The 21,099-nt window shown below is 61.3% G+C and carries 19 protein-coding genes; 13 read left to right on the top strand and 6 right to left on the bottom strand.

What is annotated here, in order from left to right; translation table 11 throughout:
• Positions 1-165 precede the first annotated feature (165 nt).
• The 5 genes from cysM (at position 166) to HV782_RS21525 (ending at position 6,317) form a co-directional block, all read left to right on the top strand.
• Positions 166-1,068, top strand: coding sequence for a cysteine synthase CysM (cysM, locus tag HV782_RS21545; protein WP_177490603.1), 903 nt, complete (start codon positions 166-168; stop codon positions 1,066-1,068).
• Positions 1,068-2,441, top strand: a complete 1,374-nt coding sequence (gene rlmD, locus HV782_RS21540; RefSeq protein ID WP_186744989.1) for a 23S rRNA (uracil(1939)-C(5))-methyltransferase RlmD — start codon at positions 1,068-1,070, stop codon at positions 2,439-2,441. Before cysM ends, rlmD begins: the two co-directional genes overlap by 1 nt.
• 101 nt (positions 2,442-2,542) lie before the next feature.
• A complete protein-coding gene (gene relA, locus HV782_RS21535; RefSeq protein ID WP_123466896.1) occupies positions 2,543-4,786 on the top strand; it encodes a GTP diphosphokinase in 2,244 nt (747 codons plus the stop codon).
• Positions 4,787-4,915: 129 nt separating this feature from the next.
• Positions 4,916-5,749: a nucleoside triphosphate pyrophosphohydrolase gene (gene mazG, locus HV782_RS21530; RefSeq protein ID WP_186745014.1), complete on the top strand. Its 834-nt coding sequence runs from the start codon at positions 4,916-4,918 to the stop codon at positions 5,747-5,749.
• Between the two features lie 25 nt (positions 5,750-5,774).
• Positions 5,775-6,317 carry a DUF2058 domain-containing protein gene (locus HV782_RS21525; RefSeq protein ID WP_123466894.1) on the top strand — a complete coding sequence of 181 codons (543 nt, stop codon included), beginning with the start codon at positions 5,775-5,777 and terminating at the stop codon, positions 6,315-6,317.
• Positions 6,318-6,385: 68 nt separating this feature from the next.
• On the opposite strand, the gene HV782_RS21520 is transcribed toward HV782_RS21525, so the two are convergent.
• From HV782_RS21520 to HV782_RS21495, 6 genes are all read right to left on the bottom strand, one after another.
• Positions 6,386-6,574 (bottom strand): hypothetical protein, encoded by a 189-nt coding sequence (locus HV782_RS21520; RefSeq protein WP_003227153.1) that lies wholly within the window; start codon positions 6,572-6,574, stop codon positions 6,386-6,388.
• A gap of 389 nt (positions 6,575-6,963) precedes the next feature.
• Positions 6,964-8,184, bottom strand: coding sequence for a beta-ketoacyl-ACP synthase I (gene fabB / locus HV782_RS21515; protein WP_007968959.1), 1,221 nt, complete (start codon positions 8,182-8,184; stop codon positions 6,964-6,966).
• A gap of 11 nt (positions 8,185-8,195) precedes the next feature.
• On the bottom strand, positions 8,196-8,711 hold the full coding sequence (fabA, locus tag HV782_RS21510; protein ID WP_003227150.1) for a 3-hydroxyacyl-[acyl-carrier-protein] dehydratase FabA: 516 nt from the start codon (positions 8,709-8,711) through the stop codon (positions 8,196-8,198).
• 247 nt (positions 8,712-8,958) lie between these two features.
• Positions 8,959-10,863, bottom strand: a complete 1,905-nt coding sequence (locus HV782_RS21505; protein WP_186744979.1) for an ATP-binding protein — start codon at positions 10,861-10,863, stop codon at positions 8,959-8,961.
• The gene (locus HV782_RS21500; protein WP_186744977.1) at positions 10,860-11,792 is read right to left on the bottom strand and encodes an ABC transporter substrate-binding protein; all 933 of its coding nucleotides are present in this window, start codon (positions 11,790-11,792) and stop codon (positions 10,860-10,862) included. Before HV782_RS21500 ends, HV782_RS21505 begins: the two co-directional genes overlap by 4 nt.
• Complete coding sequence (locus HV782_RS21495; protein WP_186744975.1) at positions 11,793-13,916, bottom strand: TonB-dependent receptor plug domain-containing protein; 2,124 nt, start codon at positions 13,914-13,916, stop codon at positions 11,793-11,795. It lies immediately after the preceding gene.
• 196 nt (positions 13,917-14,112) lie between these two features.
• Here HV782_RS21495 and HV782_RS21490 point away from each other — a divergent pair, with 196 nt between their 5' ends.
• From HV782_RS21490 to HV782_RS21455, 8 genes are all read left to right on the top strand, one after another.
• Positions 14,113-15,138 (top strand): NAD(P)H-dependent glycerol-3-phosphate dehydrogenase, encoded by a 1,026-nt coding sequence (locus tag HV782_RS21490; protein WP_128613915.1) that lies wholly within the window; start codon positions 14,113-14,115, stop codon positions 15,136-15,138.
• Between the two features lie 18 nt (positions 15,139-15,156).
• The gene (locus HV782_RS21485) at positions 15,157-15,504 is read left to right on the top strand and encodes a DUF4389 domain-containing protein (protein WP_003227139.1); all 348 of its coding nucleotides are present in this window, start codon (positions 15,157-15,159) and stop codon (positions 15,502-15,504) included.
• Complete coding sequence (gene sixA, locus HV782_RS21480; protein ID WP_123466884.1) at positions 15,501-15,953, top strand: phosphohistidine phosphatase SixA; 453 nt, start codon at positions 15,501-15,503, stop codon at positions 15,951-15,953. Before HV782_RS21485 ends, sixA begins: the two co-directional genes overlap by 4 nt.
• 128 nt (positions 15,954-16,081) lie before the next feature.
• Complete coding sequence (locus HV782_RS21475; RefSeq protein ID WP_186744973.1) at positions 16,082-17,737, top strand: AMP-binding protein; 1,656 nt, start codon at positions 16,082-16,084, stop codon at positions 17,735-17,737.
• Positions 17,738-17,768: 31 nt separating this feature from the next.
• The gene (locus tag HV782_RS21470) at positions 17,769-18,212 is read left to right on the top strand and encodes a hotdog fold thioesterase (protein WP_186744970.1); all 444 of its coding nucleotides are present in this window, start codon (positions 17,769-17,771) and stop codon (positions 18,210-18,212) included.
• A 289-nt stretch (positions 18,213-18,501) separates the two neighbouring features.
• Positions 18,502-19,308 (top strand): alpha/beta fold hydrolase, encoded by an 807-nt coding sequence (locus HV782_RS21465; protein ID WP_123466878.1) that lies wholly within the window; start codon positions 18,502-18,504, stop codon positions 19,306-19,308.
• Positions 19,305-20,159 carry an alpha/beta hydrolase gene (locus HV782_RS21460; protein ID WP_123466876.1) on the top strand — a complete coding sequence of 285 codons (855 nt, stop codon included), beginning with the start codon at positions 19,305-19,307 and terminating at the stop codon, positions 20,157-20,159. The genes HV782_RS21465 and HV782_RS21460 overlap by 4 nt, the downstream gene beginning before the upstream one ends.
• Positions 20,160-20,274: 115 nt before the next feature.
• Entirely contained in the window at positions 20,275-21,081 is an 807-nt protein-coding gene (locus HV782_RS21455) for a DUF4892 domain-containing protein (RefSeq protein ID WP_186744967.1), read from the top strand.
• The last annotated feature ends 18 nt before the right edge of the window (positions 21,082-21,099 follow it).

Genomic DNA, 21,099 nt, shown 5'->3' with positions numbered 1-21,099 from the left:
ACGCTTCACCGCCCACTAAGGTGACCCACGGCAAAAGTCGCACCACTGGTGCGACTTTCAATCCCTTATTCCCATAAACCATAAGCACCGCACTTTGCGTGATATGGCCTGCGCAGGTTTGCCGGTATGATAGGCGCCCCCGCACGTCTGGATTGCGAATACGCCATGACCTTGCAGTACCCAACCATCGCCGATTGCGTCGGCAACACTCCGCTGGTTCGTTTGCAGCGCCTGCCTGGCGCCACCAGCAATACCCTTTTGCTCAAGCTCGAAGGGAACAACCCGGCGGGTTCGGTCAAGGACCGTCCGGCGCTGTCGATGATCACCCGCGCCGAGTTGCGCGGGCAGATTCACGCCGGCGACACGCTGATAGAAGCGACCTCGGGCAACACCGGGATCGCCCTGGCGATGGCCGCCGCGATCAAGGGTTACAAGATGATCCTGATCATGCCGGACAACTCCAGTGCCGAACGCAAGGCGGCGATGACCGCCTACGGTGCCGAGCTGATTCTGGTCAGCCAGGAAGAAGGCATGGAAGGCGCCCGCGACCTCGCTCAGCGCATGGAAGCCGAAGGCCGTGGCAAGGTGCTCGATCAGTTCGCCAACGGCGACAATCCTGAAGCGCACTACACCACCACCGGCCCGGAAATCTGGCGCCAGACCCAGGGCACCATCACCCATTTCGTCAGTTCGATGGGCACCACCGGGACCATCATGGGCGTGTCGCGCTACTTGAAAGAGCAGAACGACAACGTGCAGATCGTCGGTCTGCAACCGATGGAAGGCTCGGCCATTCCCGGCATCCGCCGCTGGCCGCAGGAATACTTGCCGAAGATTTATCAGGCCGACCGCGTCGACCGCATCGTCGACATGGCGCAAAGCGAAGCCGAGGACGTCACCCGTCGTCTGGCCCGCGAAGAAGGCATCTTCTGCGGCGTGTCCTCGGGCGGTGCGGTGGCAGCGATGCTGCGCCTGTCCAAAGAAGTTGAAAACGCGGTGATCGTCGCGATCATTTGCGACCGTGGCGACCGTTACCTGTCGACCGGCATTTTCGACGCGCCCAACTGATGGCCAAGCATGAGAGAGGCCTGCGCTTCCAGCCCACCGGCGGCAGCAAGGCCGCGCAAATTCCGACCGGCAAAAAGCAGCGCCTGACCATCGAGCGTCTGGCCAATGACGGTCGCGGTATCGCGTTTTTCGAAGGCCGCACCTGGTTTGTCCTCGGCGCCCTCGCGGGTGAAGAGGTCGAGGCGCGGGTGCTCGGCGCCCACGGCAAAGTGGTCGAGGCGCGAACCGAGCGCGTGTTCAAGGCCAGCGAATTACGCCGCCCGGCACCCTGTCCGCACGCCGGTCGTTGCGGTGGTTGCAGCGTCCAGCATCTGCCCCACAGCGAACAGCTTGCCCTGAAACAGCGCATGCTCGCCGAGCAATTGTCGCGCGTTGCCGGTGTCGAACCTGAAGCATGGGCAGCACCGCTGACCGGACCTGAATTCGGCTATCGCCGTCGCGCCCGCATCGCCGTGCGCTGGGACATGAAGGCGAAGAAACTCGAAGTCGGTTTCCGCGCCGCCGGCAGTCAGGACATCGTCGCGATCAGCGAATGCCCGGTGCTGGTACAGCCCTTGCAACCAATCATGACCCGGTTGCCGGAGATGCTTCGTCGGTTGAGCAAACCGCAGGCGCTGGGGCATGTCGAGTTGTTCAGCGGCTCGGCGCTGGCGGTGTTGCTGCGTCATATGGCGCCGTTGTCCGAAGCGGACCTGACGATCCTCAAGGAGTTCTGCGAGTTCCATGAAGCGCAATTGTGGCTGCATGGCGACGGCGAGCCGCAACCGGTCGATGCTTCGCAGTCGCTGGGCTATCGCCTGGAACAGTGGGATCTGGATCTGGCGTACCGCCCGGGGGATTTCATTCAGGTCAATGCAGGCGTCAACGAAGCGATGGTTGCGCAAGCGCTGGACTGGCTGAAACCCGGCAGCGACGAACGCGTGCTGGATCTGTTCTGCGGCCTCGGCAACTTTGCTTTGCCGCTGGCCAGAAGCGTGCGTGAAGTGGTGGCGGTCGAAGGTGTGCAGACCATGGTCGAGCGCGCTGCGGCGAATGCCGCTAGTAACAATTTGCATAACACAAAGTTTTTTCAAGCCGATTTATCCCAGCCTTTGAGCGATGCCGAGTGGATCGCAAACGGCTTTTCTGCGGTACTCTTGGACCCACCGCGTGACGGTGCTTTCGAGGTGGTGCGCAAGCTTGCGACCCTGGGCGCGAAGCGGTTGGTGTATGTGTCGTGCAACCCTGCAACTCTGGCGCGCGATACGGTCGAATTGATCAAACAGGGCTACCGGTTAAAACGTGCCGGGATTCTCGATATGTTTCCTCAGACGGCACATGTCGAGGCCATGGCGTTATTTGAAGCGAGCCAGGATGGCTCGTCATCCGTCTGACCTGTCCTGGCAGCGCTCGCTCGAGCCCCGCGAGCGCAAACGGGCAATGAAGGTCAGCGATTTGACGCATTGAATCTGCGTCGTAGGGAAGGTAAAGCAAGATGGTACAGGTGAGAGCACACCAGCCGATCAACACTGACGGCAGTATCAATCTCGAGGCTTGGCTCGATCACGCGGTCAGTGTCGATCTGGCACTGGATCGCGAAGCCTTGAAAGAAGCCTGTGAGTTCGCTCGCGAGGCCGAACAACAGTCCAACGCCGCGAAGAATCTGTGGTCAGAAGGCACCGGCAGTTTCAGTACCGGCCTTGAGATCGCCGAAATTCTCGCTGACCTCAAACTCGATCAGGATTCGCTGGTCGCGGCGGTCCTGTACCGTGGCGTGCGCGAAGGCCAGATCGAGCTCGCGGCCGTCAGCCAGCGCTTCGGCCCGGTGGTGGCCAAACTGATCGACGGCGTGCAGCGCATGGCGGCCATCAGTGCCAGCCTCAGCCCGCGCCAGTCGATGGTGATGGGCACGCAAGGGCAGGTGGAAAACCTGCGCAAGATGCTCGTCGCGATGGTCGACGACGTGCGCGTTGCCCTGATCAAACTGGCCGAACGGACCTGCGCGATCCGTGCGGTGAAAACCGCCGACGACGAAAAACGCAACCGCGTCGCCCGGGAAGTCTTCGACATCTATGCGCCGCTCGCGCATCGCCTGGGCATCGGTCATATCAAGTGGGAACTGGAGGATTTGTCCTTCCGTTACCTGGAACCCGACCAATACAAGCAGATTGCCAAGCTGCTCCATGAGCGGCGGCTGGACCGTGAGCGTTTCATCAGCGACGTGATGACCCAGCTCAAGGACGAATTGCAGGCCACCGGCGTCGACGCCGACATCAGTGGCCGGGCCAAACACATTTATTCGATCTGGCGCAAAATGCAGCGCAAGGGTCTGGAATTCAGCCAGATCTACGACGTGCGCGCCGTGCGCGTGCTGGTGCCGGAAATGCGCGACTGCTACACCGCGCTCGGCATCGTCCACACCCTGTGGCGGCATATCCCGAAAGAGTTCGACGACTACATCGCCAACCCGAAAGAGAACGGCTACCGCTCGCTGCACACCGCGGTGATCGGCCCGGAAGGCAAGGTGCTGGAAGTCCAGATCCGTACGCATTCGATGCACGAAGAAGCCGAACTCGGCGTCTGCGCGCACTGGCGCTACAAGGGCACTGACGTCAAATCCGGTTCGAACCACTACGAAGAGAAAATCTCCTGGCTGCGTCAGGTCCTCGAGTGGCACGAAGAACTGGGCGATATCGGTGGTCTGGCGGAACAGTTGCGGGTCGATATCGAGCCGGACCGGGTCTACATCTTCACCCCTGACGGTCACGCCATCGACTTGCCGAAGGGCGCAACGCCGCTGGACTTCGCCTACCGCGTGCACACCGAAATCGGCCACAACTGCCGTGGCGCGAAGATCAACGGCCGGATCGTCCCGCTCAACTACAGCCTGCAGACCGGTGAACAGGTCGAGATCATCACCAGCAAGCACGGTACGCCGAGCCGCGACTGGCTGAACCCGAACCTTGGTTACGTCACCACCTCGCGGGCGCGGGCGAAGATTGTTCACTGGTTCAAGCTGCAGGCTCGTGACCAGAACGTCGCGGCCGGTAAAACCCTGATCGAACGCGAGCTCAATCGCCTCGGTCTGCCGGCGGTGGATTTCGACAAGCTGGCCGACAAGGCCAACATGAAAACCGCCGAAGACATGTTCGCCGCCCTCGGTGCCGGTGACCTGCGTCTGGCGCAACTGGTCAACCTGGCGCAGCAACTGGTCGAGCCGGAACGCGGCAACGAACAGCTGGAGCTGATCCCGCGCAAGGCCACCGGTTACAAGCCGGGCAAGCGCGGCGATATCCAGATCCAGGGCGTCGGCAACCTGATGACGCAGATGGCCGGCTGCTGCCAGCCGCTGCCGGGCGATGCGATCGTCGGTTACATCACCCAGGGCCGCGGTGTGAGCATCCACCGTCAGGACTGTGCCTCGGTGCTGCAACTGGCCGGGCGCGAGCCGGAGCGGATCATCCAGGTCAGCTGGGGCCCGGTGCCGGTGCTCACCTATCCGGTGGACATCGTCATCCGCGCCTACGACCGTTCCGGTCTGCTGCGTGACGTCTCGCAGGTGCTGCTCAACGAGCGCATCAACGTGCTGGCGGTCAACACCCGTTCGAACAAGGAAGACAACACTGCGCTGATGTCGCTGACCATCGAGATCCCGGGGCTGGATGCGCTGGGGCGCTTGCTGGGGCGGATTTCGCAGTTGCCGAACATCATCGAGACGCGGCGTAACCGCACGCCTTGATGACCAACCCCGATCAACTGTGGGAGCTGGCTTGCCAGCGATTGCATCACCTCGATTGTCCTGATTCACCGAGGTGTCTGCATCGCTGGCAAGCCAGCTCCCACATGGTTTTGTGGTGAGAGATAAATGATGTACAGCCTTGAAGACCTGCTGCATTTGATGAGCCGTCTGCGCGACCCGCAGTACGGTTGCCCGTGGGACATCAAGCAAACCTACGCGACCATCGTCCCGCACACCCTCGAAGAAGCCTACGAAGTGGCCGACGCCATTGAGCGTGGCGACTTCGATCACCTGCAGGGCGAACTGGGCGATCTGTTGTTTCAGGTCGTCTATTACAGCCAGTTGGCACGGGAAGAAGGGCGCTTTGAATTCGCCGGGGTGATCGACAGCATCACCCGCAAACTGATTCGCCGTCACCCACACGTGTTCCCCACCGGTGATCTGTACGCGCCGCTGGACGTGCCGCGTCTGAGCGAGGAACAGGTCAAGCAGCGCTGGGAAGCGATCAAGGCCGAAGAGCGCGCCGAGAAATCCGTCACACCCGAACAACTGTCACTGCTCGATGACGTGCCCGCCACGCTGCCGGCCTTGTCACGTTCGGCCAAGTTGCAGAAGCGTGCCGGGCAGGTCGGTTTCGACTGGCCGGATGCCTTGCCAGTGCTGGACAAGGTGCGCGAAGAGCTCGATGAAGTTCTCGAAGCTATGTCCGAAAATGATCCCGCAGCGGTGGCTGACGAGATCGGCGACCTGCTGTTTTCCGTGGTCAATCTGGCCCGGCACCTGAAGGTCGATCCGGAAACGGCGTTGCGTGGCGCCAACACCAAGTTCGAACGACGTTTCCGATTTATCGAACAGGCATTGCGCGACACCCACCGTCCCATGGAAGATTGCACCCTCGAAGAGTTGGACGCCCTGTGGGGCGAAGCCAAACGCCAGGAAAAGAATGTGCCCAGCTGCGGCTGAGCAACTGCCCAAGTGAGTAAGCACCATGAGTATTTCCCTTCGCGATCAGTTGCTCAAAGCAGGGCTGGTCAACCAAAAGCAGGCCAAACAGGTCAGCAAGGACAAGCAGAAGCAGCAGCGTCTGGCGCACAAAGGCCAGATCGAACTGGATGATTCGCAGCAGCGCGCCGCCCAGGAAGCCATGGCCGAGAAGGTCAAGCGCGACCAGGAGCTGAACCGTCAGCAGCAAGAGAAAGTCGAGGCCAAGGCCCGTGCTGCGCAGGTCAAGCAACTGATCGAAGTCTCGCGTCTGCCGAAGCTGAACACCGAGGACTACTACAACTTCGTCGACGACAAGAAGGTCAAGCGCATTTCGGTCAACACGCTGATGCGCAACAAGCTCAGCAACGGTTCGCTGGCGATCGTGCACCACGGCGGCGGGTATGAAGTGATCCCGCGTGAGGCGGCCCTGAAGATCCAGGAGCGCGACCCGCAACGCATCGTCCAGCTCAATGTGCAGACTGAAGAGGTCAGCACCGAGGACGATCCGTACGCGGCCTACCAGATCCCTGATGACCTGATGTGGTAAAGCGATAAAGCTGTAACAACACAAACCCCGCTCATGGCGGGGTTTGTCGTTTCAATGCTGTGGTTGAATCAGGCGGATTTCAGATCCCGCTGCTGTTCTTGCAGTTCCAGTTCGGCCTTGTAGTTGTGGGCGTCGATTTCGTTGTGGAACATGCCGACCAGCAAGTCTTGTTGATGCACATCCCAGATCCGTACACCGGCGGCTACGCCTTCATGGGACATGTGTGAATCGTCGCGTTCAGTTACTTTTACAGTCATCTGCTAGCTCCAAATCTCAAGTTATCTGCAGCAAGGCGTGTGCAGGACTCTTTTATATGATTTGTTAGCTTGCTAAGTAAACGCTTGATTTGCGCAAGGTGTTGTTGCGTTTTTTGCAACAGTGCTGCAGCCCGCGTAATCCGCGACATTCGGTCGCAGGGCGAAAGGTTTCATGACAGAAGTTTCATTTTCAGAGCACCCTGGAACCCTGTGGGAGCTGGCTTGCCAGCGATGACGTCGGCACTGCAAACATCTTCGTTACCTGACACTCCGCTATCGCTGGCAAGCCAGCTCCCACAGGGATCAGCGGTGTTCCGGCTGATTTCTTCAGGCAAAAAAACGCCCCGAACCAGTCGGGGCGTTTTCAGGTGTGGCTCAAGCGGGGGGAATTACTTGCCTTCCCAGCGCTTCAGGACCAGCGTGGCGTTGGTGCCGCCGAAGCCGAAGCTGTTGCTCATCACGGTGTTGATGGTGGCGTTTTCGCGGGTCTTGGTCAGCACCGGCAGATCGGCCACTTCAGGGTCCAGCTCGTCGATGTTGGCGGAACCGGCAATGAAGTTGCCTTCCATCATCAGCATGCAGTAGATCGCTTCGTGAACGCCGGCGGCGCCCAGGGAGTGACCGGACAGGCTCTTGGTCGAGCTGATCGCGGGTGCCTTGTCGCCGAACACTTCACGCACACCTTTCATTTCCGCGACGTCGCCGACCGGAGTCGAAGTGCCGTGGGTGTTCAGGTAGTCGATTGGCGTATCTACAGTGGACATTGCCATCTGCATGCAACGGATCGCGCCTTCGCCACTCGGGGCAACCATGTCGTAGCCGTCGGACGTTGCGCCGTAGCCAACGATTTCGGCGTAGATCTTGGCGCCACGGGCCAGAGCGTGTTCCAGCTCTTCAACCACGACCATGCCGCCACCGCCAGCGATGACGAAACCGTCACGGTCGGCGTCGTAGGCGCGGGAGGCTTGTTCCGGGGTGTCGTTACGCTTGCTGGACAGGGCGCCCATCGCGTCGAACAGGAACGACTGGCTCCAGTGCTCTTCTTCACCGCCACCGGCGAAGACGATGTCCTGCTTGCCCATCTGGATCTGTTCCATGGCCGTACCGATGCAGTGAGCACTGGTGGCGCAGGCAGAAGCGATGGAGTAGTTCAGGCCCTTGATCTTGAACGGAGTGGCCAGGCACGCGGAAACGGTGCTGCTCATGGTCCGCGTGACGCGGTACGGGCCAACGCGTTTCACGCCTTTCTCGCGCAGGATGTCCAGCGCTTCCATCTGGTTCAGGGTCGACGCACCACCCGAACCGGCGATCAGGCCGGTACGCGGGTTGGACACTTGTTCTTCGGTCAGGCCGGAGTCAGTGATGGCGTCTTTCATGGCCAGGTAGGCGTAAGCCGCGGCGTGGCCGACGAAGCGATAGATCTTGCGATCAATCAGCTCTTCAAGGTTGAGGTCGATGGAGCCGGAAACCTGGCTACGCAGACCCATTTCAGCATATTCCGGGTTGAACCGGATGCCAGGGCGGCTTGCACGCAGGTTAGCGGAGACGGTCTCTTTGTCATTGCCCAGGCACGAAACAATGCCCAGACCAGTGATAACGACGCGGCGCATGCGAATAACCCTTAGAAGTTGTCAGTGGAGGTGAAAACGCCGACGCGAAGGCCTTCGGCGGTGTAGATTTCGCGACCGTCGACAGTCACCGAACCATCGGCGATGGCCAGGTTCAGCTTGCCCTTGAGGACGCGTTTGATATGAATGTTGTAGGTGACTTTCTTGGCGGTCGGCAGCACCTGACCGAAGAATTTCACTTCGCCCGAACCCAGCGCACGGCCACGGCCCGGCAGGCCTTGCCAGCCCAGGAAGAAGCCGACCAGTTGCCACATGGCGTCCAGACCGAGGCAGCCCGGCATCACCGGATCGCCTTCGAAGTGGCACGCGAAGAACCACAGGTCAGGGTTGATATCCAGCTCGGCGACCAATTCACCTTTGCCGTACTTGCCGCCTTCTTCGCTGATCAGGGTGATGCGATCCACCATCAGCATGTTCGGGGCGGGCAGTTGCGCGTTACCTGGGCCGAACAGCTCACCGCGACTGCAGCGCAGCAGATCTTCCCGAGTAAAGGCGTTTTGTTTGGTCATGCGAGCTCCTCAATAATCCCATGCGGCAGGTGGGGCAAATCTTCCCGGCCGATCGACGCGTTCATGCCTCGTACCGGCAGCCTACTCATAGACTATTGCGTTGTGGTGAAAGTCACAGCACCAAGGACATGAATGTACACTTGTGCACTGAAATTTTTATTCAAGCCCCTTTTGAGGCTTGTTCGGGTGCCTAAGACTGCCGCACTTTCGCTTTTCACGCCAGTCGCAGATGGTCGAAAAACCGTCACTACTGCACCCAGCGCTGCAGAATCTGTTGTAGGTCATTGCGTTTGAACGGTTTGGCCAAATAATCGTTCATGCCTGCCGACAGGCAAGTTTCGCGGTCGCCCTGCAGGGCGTTGGCGGTCAACGCGATGATCGGCACCTCGCGGCGTCCAGGCAGCAAACGGATCTGCCGGGTCGCCTCGTAACCGTCGATGATCGGTAAGCGACAATCCATCAAAATTACTTCGAATTCGCTGCCCTCGGCACTTCGCACCGCCTGCACGCCATCGGTTGCCACACTGACAGTAAAGCCCAGGCTGCGCAGCATCGCTTCAATCACCGTCTGATTGACCGGGTTGTCCTCCACCAGCAACACGTTGCGCCCTTCACCGTGGTCGTTGCCATTCAGTGCGCGCGGTGCGGCCAGTTGCGGCAACGCCTGCTTATAAAGGGCCAGGGGAATTTCCAGGGTGAACACCGAACCACGACCTTCCTCACTCTGCGCGCGCAAGGTGCCGCCCATGCGTTCGGCCAGGGTACGGGCAATCGGCAGACCGAGGCCGGTGCCACCGTAACGCCGGGAAATCGAACTGTCGGCCTGCTGGAAGGCGTTGAACATCAGCTCCAGACTTTCGGCCGAAATGCCGATGCCACTGTCGCGCACCGAGCAGGTGAACCAGAGCAGTTCGTGATCCAGCGACTGCCATTGCGCTTCGATGCTGACCCGCCCGCGCTCGGTGAATTTCAAGGCATTGCCGACCAGGTTGACCAGAATCTGCCGGATCCGCGTCGGATCGCCCTGCACCTGCAACGCGCGCATGTCCTCGGGGATGCGCAGGTTCAATGCCAGACCACGCTGCACCGCACTGTGCTGGAACGACTGGGCGCAGGCGCCGATCAGTTCGGCAAGATTGAAAGGAATGTGCTCCAGCTCCAGTTCCGAACGCTCGATCCGGGAGAAGTCGAGGATGTCGTTGATGACCTTCAGCAAGTGCTCGGTGGACTCCGACGCAAGGGCGGCATACTCGATCTGCTCCTCGGTCATGTCGGTGGTTTCCAGCAACTGCAACATGCCCAGCACGCCGTTCATGGGCGTGCGCAGTTCGTGGCTCATCATCGCCAGAAAATCGGATTTGGCGGTGTTGGCCTTTTCCGCTTCCTCGCGGGTCTGGATCAGTTGCGCCATCGCCTGGTGCTGTTCGCGGCTGGCCTGTTCCAGCGCTTGGGCGAGGTTGTTGATGTGCTGCGACAGGGCGCCCAGTTCGGTGTCATCGACGATCGGCAGCGGGGTTTTATAGTCGCCGTCCTGAATCGCCTTGACCGCATTGCCGATATCACGGATCGGCTGCGACAGGCTGCTGGCCAGGCGCCGCGCCAATACGAAGGTGAAGAGCAGGGCAAACAGCGCGAGGATCCCGGCCTTGAGGAGGATTTCCTGCTGGCGCTGACTGAAGGCATCGCTGGACAGCCCGACGATTACCCGTCCCAGATAGTCCTCGCTGGCGCCGCCATTGTTGACTTTGCCATCCTGAAAAAAATCAGTGTGCAGGGCGATTCGTTGCAGGCGTACCGGTGCCTGAAACACTTCCACCTGATGTGCGTGACTGTGGGCGGCGGCCGGTTGTTCGACGTACACCAGAATCCGGTTGGCGCTGTCCTGTACTTCGAGAAACCGCACGTTAGGCGTGGCCAGGGTGGCTTTGAGCAGACTCTCCAGCACTTCGTTATTGCCGGAGATCACGCCGTATTCGGTGGCGGGCGCCAGTTGGTTGGCGATCAGCTGGCCGGTGTGATTGAGCTCCTGGCGCAAATCCTGAATACGCACGAAGGTGAAGAAACTGATCAACAGTAGAGTCAGCAACAGCGCCGGGCCCAGGCTGATCAGCTGGGTGCGGGTGTTGATGTCCCAACGGCGACGGAAAATCATGGACGGCGTTCTCCTTCGGCCAGCGCTCTGGCAACAGACGCATCATTCAAGGGTTCGATCCCTAGGGAACGAGCGACCTGCGCGTTACTTGAGACTTTAAAACGTTCGGGATAGAGCGTTCGCGGCCAACTGGCCGGTGGCTGGTCGAGCAATTGATCGAGGATCGTCAGCCAGTCGTTCTGGTCGCTGTAACTGCTGGCGAGGCTGCCGGCGCGGACGAAGGCGACGTTGGGACCGACCAGCGCCACTTGCCGCGCGTAGCTGCTGAGCAGCAGGTTTTTCGCGGTTTTCGGGTTGTACAGGTCGGGATCGTCGAGCCCCAGCAACACGTCACTGTTTTTCAGCACCGATTGCAGCGGACGACTGTCGTGAATGTTGTCCCAGCGCTGACTGACAATTTCCAGATTCAGCGGTTGTGCGGCCAGGCTCAGCTCGTGGAGCAGAAATTCGCTGTGCTGATCGAACAGCACGCCGATGCGCCGTGCCTGCGGCAGAATCCGCCGGATCAGTTGCAACTGCCGGCTCAGTGGCGGATCGCTCCACAGCAGGCTCAAGTGCGGCGGTTGCGCAGTGCCGAGACGTTGCCGCGCCTGCAGGCGGCTGATGCGCAGCACCAGCGTCGCCGGGCCCTGGGCATCCTGCAGGCGCCAGTCGAGGCTGGGCAGGTCGAGCAGAATCAGACGCAGGCTGGACGGTAATTTACCCGGTGCCGGCAGACTCGCCAGCGGCTGGAAGTGCACGTTATCGGTGGGCCGCAACTCGCTGAGCGCCTGAACGAACGCCTGCACGCCGGCGCTTTCTTCGGCGCCGGTCAGCAGAATGTCGGCGGCCTGCACCGCCATGCCATGCAGCCACGCGGTCAAAAACAGGCACAAACCCGCCAGCCAGTGGCCAAGGGTTGGCGTCTTGTGAAACAGGCTGCCGCGCATCTAGAACTCCAGCTCGGCGCTGAAGTACATCACCCGGCGTTCGTCGTAATGGTTGTCGACGAAGGTGGTCGGCTGGTTATCGAGGCGCTGTTGCAGCACCCCGGCCAGTTGCAGGTGCGCCTTGCCCAGAGCGATGCGTTTGGCGATGCGTGTGTCGACCCGCTCGAAGCGGTAGCCGTTGAGTGCGTTGTCGCCGTAATAGAAGAGGGCGCTGTTCCAGCCGTGACCCCAATCGCGTAACCAGCCGGCGGAACCGCTGTTGCTCGCGGTGAATTGCTGATCGAGCGGATTGCTCGCCTCGGCGTCGACATAGGCGTAGGTGACGCGCAAACGGTCGGCCAGGCTCAGGCGCCAGTCGAGCTGGGTTTCCGTGCCGCGAAAACGCGAGCTGTTGGCGTTGCTGGCAATGTATTGGTTGTTGCGCAGCGGTTCGCTGATCATGCCGGTGATCTCGTCGTAGAACAGCTTCACATCGACGGCCAGCCCCAATTCGGCGAAGTAGCCGTTATAGCCCAGCTCCCGCGAGCGCATGTGTTCCTGTTCGAGGTCGCCCGGGCCGCGGGTCTTGACGAAATAGCGTGCCGACGACTGACCGTAGGCCGACGGCTGCAGATTCTTGACCAGGTAACTCCAGTTCACATTGTTCTCGAACATGTCCGGCGAGCGGATCGCCTCCGAGTACACCGCGCGCAGGCCGTGGCGCGGGTTGATCAGGTAATTGATCGCAACGCGTGGCGTCAGCGAACTGCCGATCAGTTGCGTGTCTTCGAACATCGCGCCGCCCTGCAACAGCCAGTGGTCAGTCGCGCGCCACTCCAGTTGGCCGAACGCCCGCCACGTGGTGTCGTCGAGTGTGCCATTGAAATAGGTCTCGGAATCGGCACGGTCGTAACGATAGTTCATGCCGCTGACCAGTCGCAGACTGTCGGACAGGCTGAGGGTGTCCTGCACTTCGAGGTCGTAACGCGATTCCCGGGCGCTCTGGTCGATATCGCCGCACAGGGTGCGACTGGCACCGTTGCGCCACTGATCGAGCACCTGATTGGCCAAGGCCATTTCCTGCGGCGTGCCGGGCGCGGCACCGGGACCGGTGAAACGGGTGATGTTGCGCGCCAGACGTTCGGTGTAGTTCGGGTTGAGCTGCCACAACTGCGTCAATTCAGGGCTGAACGACACCTCGGCATCGCAGGCGCGCCACACCTGCTGACGATCCCAATGCTGTGCCGAGCCTTGGATATAGACGCTGTGCTCGGGGTTGAGGTCGAGATTCCAGCGCACCGAGCCGGCGTAATCCTTGGCCACCACGTCGGAATTGTCCCCGGCGGCGGTAATCCCCGAGAACACCGGGCGGTAGGTGTAGGGCCGCTGGTTGGTGCCGTCCTTGGCGTTGACCTGCCAGTCGAGGCTCTGGTTGTCGCTGAGGGTGTGGCTGACCGCGAGGCTGAAGCGGTTCAAGCGGCGGCTGTCGCGGTAATCGGCACCGTTGCGATCGCTGTCGAAACCGTCGTCTTCCTGCCCGGACAACGACAGACGCAAATCGCCGCCATTCCAGCCGGTGCCCTGACTGGCATAAAAGTCGTTGATGCCGCGCTGACCACGGGTGTACTTCAACCGCGTGCCGTGGCTGTCGGCGGGGTGGCGGGTGATGATGTTGACCACCGCCATCAGCGCATTGGCGCCGTAGCTGACGGTGTTCGGGCCGCGAAACACTTCGATGCGCTCGATGTCTTCCATGGCCACCGGAATATCGCTCCAGTCCACCGTGGCGAGACCGGCGCGGTACACCGAGCGACCGTCGATCAGCACCTGCATGCGCCGCGCCTCGGTGGCGTTGGTCCCGTGATAATTGACCGCCGCCTGATTGCCGCTGATGTTGCCGACCATCATCCCCGGCACCAGACGCAGCAGTTCGCTGATGTCGCGGGCGCCGCTGGCGTTGATCAGTTCGCTGTCGAGCACGGTCATGCTGCCCGGTACTTCCGCCGGTGTCTGTTTCAGACGCGTGGCCGTCAGTACCTGGGGCAGTGCGTCGTTGTCCAGAAACAGGTCGTCCGCCAGCAATACCGGGCTGAACAACAGCGCCAGTAACACCGACGAACGCGCAGACGAAGGGCCAAAAGACACGGCACAACCTAGATAGCGAAGAATTGGCGCGCATGTTAACCGAGGGCAGCGACTTTTCCAGTCACGTTGCAGGCATTTTCCTAGGTTTTATTGGTCTTCTTCCTACAAGTGTCGGTAATTGACGCAGGGGCTGGCCGCGACTCGGTCGCCCCGTATAATGCCGGCATCGCCACTGGTATGGATTAACGGATTGCATATGACTGAACAGCGCCCGATTGCGGTCCTGGGAGGCGGAAGTTTTGGTACCGCCGTGGCCAATCTATTGGCCGAGAACGGCCATCAAGTCCGGCAGTGGATGCGTGACCCCGAGCAGGCCGAGGCCATTCGGGTCAATCGCGAGAACCCGCGTTACCTCAAGGGCATCAAGATTCTGCCGGGAGTGACCGCCGTCACCGACTTGCAGGCAACCCTCGACGCCTGCGAACTGTGCTTCGTCGCGCTGCCTTCCAGCGCACTGCGCACGGTGCTGGCCCCCCACGCCGAGCGCCTGAGCGGCAAGATGCTGGTCAGCCTGACCAAGGGCATCGAAGCCCAGACCTTCAAGCTGATGAGCCAGATCCTCGAAGAAATCGCCCCGCAGGCGCGCATCGGCGTGCTGTCCGGGCCGAACCTGGCGCGGGAAATCGCCGAGCACGCGCTGACTGCCACGGTGGTCGCCAGTGAAGACGAAGACTTGTGCAAGCAGGTACAAGCCGCGCTGCACGGTCGCACCTTCCGCGTTTACGCCAGTGCCGACCGCTTTGGTGTCGAACTGGGCGGGGCGTTGAAAAACGTCTACGCAATCATTGCCGGCATGGCGGTGGCGCTGGAGATGGGCGAGAACACCAAGAGCATGCTGATCACCCGCGCACTCGCCGAGATGACCCGGTTTGCAGTGAATCAGGGCGCCAATCCGATGACCTTCCTCGGTCTGGCCGGGGTCGGTGACTTGATCGTCACCTGCTCCTCACCCAAGAGCCGCAACTATCAGGTCGGGTTCGCCCTCGGCCAGGGCTTGAGCCTCGACGAAGCGGTGTCGCGTCTGGGCGAGGTGGCCGAAGGGGTCAATACCCTGAAAGTGCTCAAGGCCAAATCCCAGGAGGTCGGTGTGTACATGCCGCTGGTCGCCGGGCTGCACGCGATCCTGTTCGAAGGACGCACGCTGGAACAGGTGATCGGTCTACTGATGCGTGCCGAGCCGAAAACCGACGTCGACTTTATTTCCACCAGCGGTTTCAACTGATTCAACAGGAAGCGAACCATGAACGATCCGAAAACCGAAGCCAAGTACGAATCCATCCTCCTGCGGGTGCTGTGGATGATCGTCTACGTACTGGTCTGGCAAGTGGCGCAGTTCATCCTCGGCGCGGTGGTGCTGGTGCAACTGATCTATCGTTTGATTTATGGCGCTCCAAGCGCCGGCCTGATGAATTTCGGCGACAGCCTGAGCCAGTTTCTCGCGCAGATCGGGCGTTTCGGCAGTTTTCACAGTGACCAGAAACCGTGGCCATTCGCCGACTGGCCAACGCCGCGCACCCCGGAAGGTGAAGCGCCGCACGCCGTGCCACCGGCGCCGCATCCGGCTCGAGATGAGGAACCCAAGCTATGAAACTCTGGGTATTGCGTCATGGTGAGGCCGAGCCTTATGGCTCGCGCCCCGACTCCGAGCGGGAGCTGACTGAACACGGTCGTCAGGAAGCCTTGAAGAGTGCAGCCCGGTTGATCGGTCAGCCGCTGACGGCGATCTACGCCAGCCCCTATCTGCGTGCACAGCAGACAGCGCAGATTGTTCGCGAGGCGCTGGGTTTCGAGCCGGAAATTCGCACTGTCGAATGGCTGACGCCGGAGTCCGACCCGGACAAAGTCGCCGAGCAACTGGTGTCGGTCAGCAATGTACTGCTGGTCAGTCACAACCCGTTGGTGGGCCATCTGCTCAGCTATCTGCAACATGGCGCCGGGTATCCGCCGGAGAAAGTCAGCACCGCGGGGCTGGCCGAGCTGGAAAGCCCTGAACTGCTGATTGGCTCGATGACGCTTAACAGCCTCAAGCACCCATAACACCGTTCCCTGCAGGCTCACTCCTGCAGGGGCCGCGTGCGGACGAAATTATTTGTCTGAATTTTCCAACCAAGCACTTGCTTGGTTGACTACGCTTGCTCCAGACCCAAAAAACAGGAGCGAGTCGCATGTCTGCTGCCTTCCGATTGCCGCTGGACGTGTTTTACGAACGCGAGGCCCGGCATCCGCGCCAGCGCTTTCTGGTACAGCCCATCGGTGGCGGGCAGGTCGAGACCCTGACCTGGGCCGATGTTGGCCATCAGGCCCGGTGCGCTGCGCACTGGCTGCGCGCCCGGGAGTTGCCGCAAGGCAGCCATATTGCCCTGATCTCGAAAAACTGCGCGCACTGGATCATCGCCGATCTCGCCATCTGGATGGCCGGGCATGTCTCGGTGCCGCTGTATCCCAACCTCACCGCCGACTCCGTGAATCAGGTTCTCACGCATTCGGACAGCGTACTGGCGTTCATCGGCAAGCTCGATGACTGGCCCGGCATGTCCCGAGGCATACCGCAGGGGCTGCCGACCATCAGCCTGCCGCTGCATCCGCCCGGCGCGTTCGATTTCGCTTGGGACGACCTGCAAAGGAGCTCGCCGATCCGTGACGATCCGCGCCCTGCTGGCGAGCAACTGGCGACCATCATCTACACGTCCGGCACCACCGGCCTGCCCAAAGGCGTGATGCACAGCTTCGCCAACCTTGGGTTTGCCACGACTCATGGCACGCAACTGTTCGGGCTCAACGAGAACGACCGGTTGCTGTCGTACCTGCCGCTGTGCCATGTCGCTGAGCGGATGTTCGTCGAACTGGCGTCGATCTACACCGGGCAGACGGTGTTCTTTGCCGAGAGCCTCGACACCTTCATCACCGACCTGCAGCGGGCGCGGCCCACGGCGATGTTCGGTGTACCGCGGATCTGGACCAAATTCCAGATGGGTGTGTACGGCAAGATCCCGGCCAAACGTCTGGATTTCCTCCTCGGACTGCCGTTCATTGGCAAGCGGGTTGGGCACAAAGTGCTCGCGGGGCTGGGGCTGGATGCCTTGCGTGTGGCGTTGTCCGGCGCAGCGCCGGTGCCGCAGTCCCTGCTCGACTGGTATCAGACGCTTGGCCTCGAGGTGCTGGAGGTCTACGGCATGACCGAGAGTTGCGGCTACTCGCACATCTGCCTGCCAGGCCAGTACAAACAGGGCTGGATCGGCAAGCCGTGCCCGGAGGTCGAGGTGCGCATTGATGAGTCCGGCGAAGTGCAGGTGCGCAGTCAGGCGAACATGCTCGGCTATTTCAAGGAACCGCAGAAAACCGCTGAAACCCTGACCGGGGACGGCTTTCTGCGCACCGGCGACAAGGGCGAGCAGGATGACGAGGGGCGCTTGCGCCTGACCGGGCGGCTCAAGGAAATCTTCAAGACCAGCAAAGGGAAATACGTGGCTCCGGCACCGATCGAAAACCGCCTGGCGGTGCATTCACGGATCGAGCAGGTGTGTGTGGTCGGTGACGGCCTGAGTGCGCCGCTGGGCCTGTGTGTGTTATCGACGGTCAATCAGGACGAGGGGCGGGCGAGCCTGCATTCGAGCCTTGAGAAGCTGCTGGAAGAGGTCAACGCGGTGCTCGACAAACATGAGCGCCTGCGCCGGCTGGTGGTGGTCAAGGACAGTTGGGCGGTGGAAAACGGTTTCCTCACGCCGACATTGAAAATTAAACGCAATGTCATCGAAGACACTTACGGCGCGCGCTTCGAAGAATGGAGCGAGCGCAGCGAGGCGGTGCTGTGGCAGGATTGAGTGACGATCAAAACAACAAAGGAAGCCTGCGATGACCTTGTGGCGCACCACTCCGAACATCGAGCAGTTGAACGCAATCCAGAAAAACACCATCGGCGAAGTGCTGGATATCCGTTTCGAGTCCTTCGACGAGGAATCGCTGACGGCGAGCATGGTCATCGACCACCGCACCCACCAGCCTTACGGTCTGCTGCATGGCGGCGCCTCGGTGGTGCTGGCGGAAACCGTCGGCTCGATGGCCAGTTACCTGTGCATTGATGCCAGCAAGTTTTATTGCGTGGGGCTGGAGATCAACGCCAACCATTTGCGCGGCTTGCGCAGTGGGCGAGTGACAGCGGTGGCCACACCGATTCATATCGGCCGCACCACCCATGTCTGGGATATCCGCCTGACCAGCGATGAAGGCAAGGCCAGTTGTGTTTCGCGGTTGACCATGGCGGTGGTGCCGTTGGGCGAGCAGCCACCGGCGCGTTGAGTGGGTTTATTCAGTGATGCCCTCATCCCGGCCCGTGGGCCGGACGTGCGGTTTTCACGTTCTCCATCGACCTGAAAGATCGAGTCGAGTATCGGCTTTGAAAGCCATGAAGATCTGCTCCCACCCCTCGCCCCCTTGGGAGAGAGGGTCGGGGTGAGGGGGTAGCGATCTCCCGGACGCACCATCACGCTGACCAGACTGTCATCATTCCTGGCAGTTACGGTCATTGCCGGGAGGCGCGGTCTTACGGACAATCAACGCCACGTTTCCCGCTCATGGATTTACCCGCATGTCGCAACCGATCTTTTTCGCCCACGCCAACGGGTTCCCCTCGGGCACCTATGGCAAGTTGTTCGCGGCGCTGGCGCCCGAGTACCGGGTCGCGCATCTGGAGCAGCATGCCCATGACCCGCGTTTCCCGGCGGATGACAACTGGTACAACCTGGTCGACGAGTTGATCCACCATTTGCAACAGCAGGATCAACCGGTGTGGGGTGTGGGTCATTCCTTCGGCGGCGTGTTGCACTTGCATGCGGCGCTGCGTTGCCCGGAACTGTATCGCGGCGTGGTCATGCTCGATTCGCCGGTGTTGACCCGCACTGACCAGTGGGTGATCCGCGCTGCCAAGCGTTTCGGATTCATCGACAGACTGACCCCGGCCGGGCGCACGCTGGGACGCCGTGAAGAGTTTGCCGATCTCGACAGCGCGCGCAGCTATTTTGCCGGCAAGAGCCTGTTTCGCGGTTTCGATCCGGAGTGCTTCGACGCCTACCTGCAACACGGTTTGCACAAGGTTGGCGACAAGCTGCGCCTGCGTTTCGATCCGGCCACCGAAATCAGCATCTATCGCGGCGTGCCGCACACCAGTCCCGGCCGCACGCGACAATTGCAGGTGCCACTGGCAGTGGTGCGCGGGCACAAGAGCAATGTGGTCATGCGCCATCACACCCGCTTCGTGTCGCGCCTTGCCCAGGGCGAGGCGTTGAGCATGCCCGGTGGCCACATGTTCCCGCTTGAGCGCCCGCAAGACACCGCACGCTTGCTGAAGAACCTGTTCAACCGTTGGGAAGCCCGTCAGGACAAGGATTGCGCATGAGCCCGACCTTCGAAGAAGTGCGCCTGAGCCTGCCGCATATCGAGCTGGCGGCGCATTTGTTCGGCCCCGAGGACGGTCTGCCGGTGATCGCACTGCATGGCTGGCTCGACAACGCCAACAGCTTCGCGCGGCTGGCCCCGAAGCTCAAAGGCCTGCGCATCATTGCTCTGGACATGGCCGGGCACGGCCATTCCGGGCATCGTCCGAACGGTGCTGGTTATGCACTCTGGGACTATGCCCATGACGTGCTGCAAGTGGCCGAACAACTGGGCTGGCAGCGCTTTGGCCTGCTCGGGCATTCGATGGGCGCCATTGTTTCGCTGGTGCTGGCGGGTTCGCTGCCGGAACGCATCAGCCACCTGGCGTTGATTGACGGGGTGATTCCTCCTACCGACAAAGGCGAAAACGCCGCCGAGCGCATGGGCATGGCCCTGCAGGCGCAACTGGACCTGCGCGAAAAGCGCAAACCGGTCTACCACACCCTCGACCGGGCCATCGAAGCGCGAATGAAAGGCCTGGTGGCGGTCAGTCGCGAGGCCGCGCAGTTGCTGGCGCAACGAGGGCTGATGCCGGTGCCGGGCGGTTATACCTGGCGCACCGATAATCGTCTGACCCTGCCATCGCCGCTGCGCCTGACCGAGGAACAGGCGATGGCATTCGTTCAGCGCATCCAGTGTCCGGCGCACCTGGTGGTCGCGGCGGACGGCATGCTGGCCAGGCACCCGGCGCTGCTGGAGCGTCTACCCTTTAGCCGGGAACAGCTGCCGGGTGGGCATCATTTGCACCTGAACGACGAGGCCGGTGCCGACCTTGTCGCAGACTGTTTCAATCGGTTCTTCGCCATTCCTTGACTTGCTGCGGGCAACTGTCGAGGCTGGTCGGGTTGAAATGGGAGACAACCACGATGGATTGCTATACCGCTGCGACCCCGATCCGCCACGACATGTCTATCCGATGAGCCGGACTATGCGCTCACTCGGTCTGTTGGTGCTGTGCTGTTGCAGTTCCTTGTCATTCGCCGCCGATGTGCCGGGCAGTCAGGATCTGCAGATCGTGCCGCGTCTGGCCGATGCGCAAATCGTCGATTATCGGCCTCCGGTCGAGCTGGAGCGGATCTACCCGTTGGGCTCGATTCGCAAGATCAGCGGGCAGTTGCGCTTCGACGGGCAGGTCACTGCCCGTGGCCAGACCAGCTCGGTGACCTACGAATTACCCCCGGAACATTCCGCTACCGAGGCGTTTACCGCCGCGCGTGAAGCCCTGCAAAAACAGGGCGCCGGGTTGTTGTTCTGGTGCCAGGCCCGTGATTGCGGCGAAAGCAGCCTGTGGGCCAACGAGGTGTTCGGCAACGCCAAACTGTACGGTGCCGACGAGCAGCAGGCGTATCTGCTGTTGAGGCTGGCGGCACCACAGGACAACACACTGGTGGCGCTTTACAGCATCACCCGCGGCAATCGCAAAGCCTATCTGCACGTCGAGCAGTTCGAGGCGATGGCGCCGCTGGGCGAGCTGCTGCCGACCTCGGCGACCTTGCTGCGCCAGCTCAAGAGCACCGGCGAACTGCATTTTCCCCAATTGGTGAATGAGCCCGATGACACCTGGTTACGCCTGATTTCGCGTGGCCTGAACCTCGATACCACCCAGCGGGTGACGGTTTCCGGGCCCAAAGCCGAGGCCTGGCGCCAGGCCCTGATCAATCAGGGCGTGCGTGCCGCCCGGATGGAAACCGGCAGCGTCGACGGCGCTGGCCTGCGCATCGAGCTGTTGCGATAAGCTCTGGCGGGCGAGCAC

It is taken from the genome of Pseudomonas monsensis (assembly GCF_014268495.2).
Lineage (GTDB): Bacteria > Pseudomonadota > Gammaproteobacteria > Pseudomonadales > Pseudomonadaceae > Aquipseudomonas > Aquipseudomonas monsensis.
Note: the sequence above shows the minus strand (reverse complement) of the source record. Positions and strands in the feature narration are given on the sequence as shown.

Coding starts and splice junctions, on each gene's coding strand:
- HV782_RS21470 (WP_186744970.1), top strand. CDS start 17,769: ATGACCTTGTGGCGCACCACTCCGAACATCGAGCAGTTGAACGCAATC.
- HV782_RS21490 (WP_128613915.1), top strand. CDS start 14,113: ATGACTGAACAGCGCCCGATTGCGGTCCTGGGAGGCGGAAGTTTTGGT.
- HV782_RS21455 (WP_186744967.1), top strand. CDS start 20,275: ATGCGCTCACTCGGTCTGTTGGTGCTGTGCTGTTGCAGTTCCTTGTCA.
- rlmD (WP_186744989.1), top strand. CDS start 1,068: ATGGCCAAGCATGAGAGAGGCCTGCGCTTCCAGCCCACCGGCGGCAGC.
- cysM (WP_177490603.1), top strand. CDS start 166: ATGACCTTGCAGTACCCAACCATCGCCGATTGCGTCGGCAACACTCCG.
- sixA (WP_123466884.1), top strand. CDS start 15,501: ATGAAACTCTGGGTATTGCGTCATGGTGAGGCCGAGCCTTATGGCTCG.
- fabA (WP_003227150.1), bottom strand. CDS start 8,711: ATGACCAAACAAAACGCCTTTACTCGGGAAGATCTGCTGCGCTGCAGT.
- mazG (WP_186745014.1), top strand. CDS start 4,916: ATGTACAGCCTTGAAGACCTGCTGCATTTGATGAGCCGTCTGCGCGAC.
- HV782_RS21520 (WP_003227153.1), bottom strand. CDS start 6,574: ATGACTGTAAAAGTAACTGAACGCGACGATTCACACATGTCCCATGAA.
- HV782_RS21465 (WP_123466878.1), top strand. CDS start 18,502: ATGTCGCAACCGATCTTTTTCGCCCACGCCAACGGGTTCCCCTCGGGC.
- HV782_RS21500 (WP_186744977.1), bottom strand. CDS start 11,792: ATGCGCGGCAGCCTGTTTCACAAGACGCCAACCCTTGGCCACTGGCTG.
- HV782_RS21505 (WP_186744979.1), bottom strand. CDS start 10,863: ATGATTTTCCGTCGCCGTTGGGACATCAACACCCGCACCCAGCTGATC.
- fabB (WP_007968959.1), bottom strand. CDS start 8,184: ATGCGCCGCGTCGTTATCACTGGTCTGGGCATTGTTTCGTGCCTGGGC.
- HV782_RS21460 (WP_123466876.1), top strand. CDS start 19,305: ATGAGCCCGACCTTCGAAGAAGTGCGCCTGAGCCTGCCGCATATCGAG.
- HV782_RS21475 (WP_186744973.1), top strand. CDS start 16,082: ATGTCTGCTGCCTTCCGATTGCCGCTGGACGTGTTTTACGAACGCGAG.
- relA (WP_123466896.1), top strand. CDS start 2,543: ATGGTACAGGTGAGAGCACACCAGCCGATCAACACTGACGGCAGTATC.
- HV782_RS21525 (WP_123466894.1), top strand. CDS start 5,775: ATGAGTATTTCCCTTCGCGATCAGTTGCTCAAAGCAGGGCTGGTCAAC.
- HV782_RS21485 (WP_003227139.1), top strand. CDS start 15,157: ATGAACGATCCGAAAACCGAAGCCAAGTACGAATCCATCCTCCTGCGG.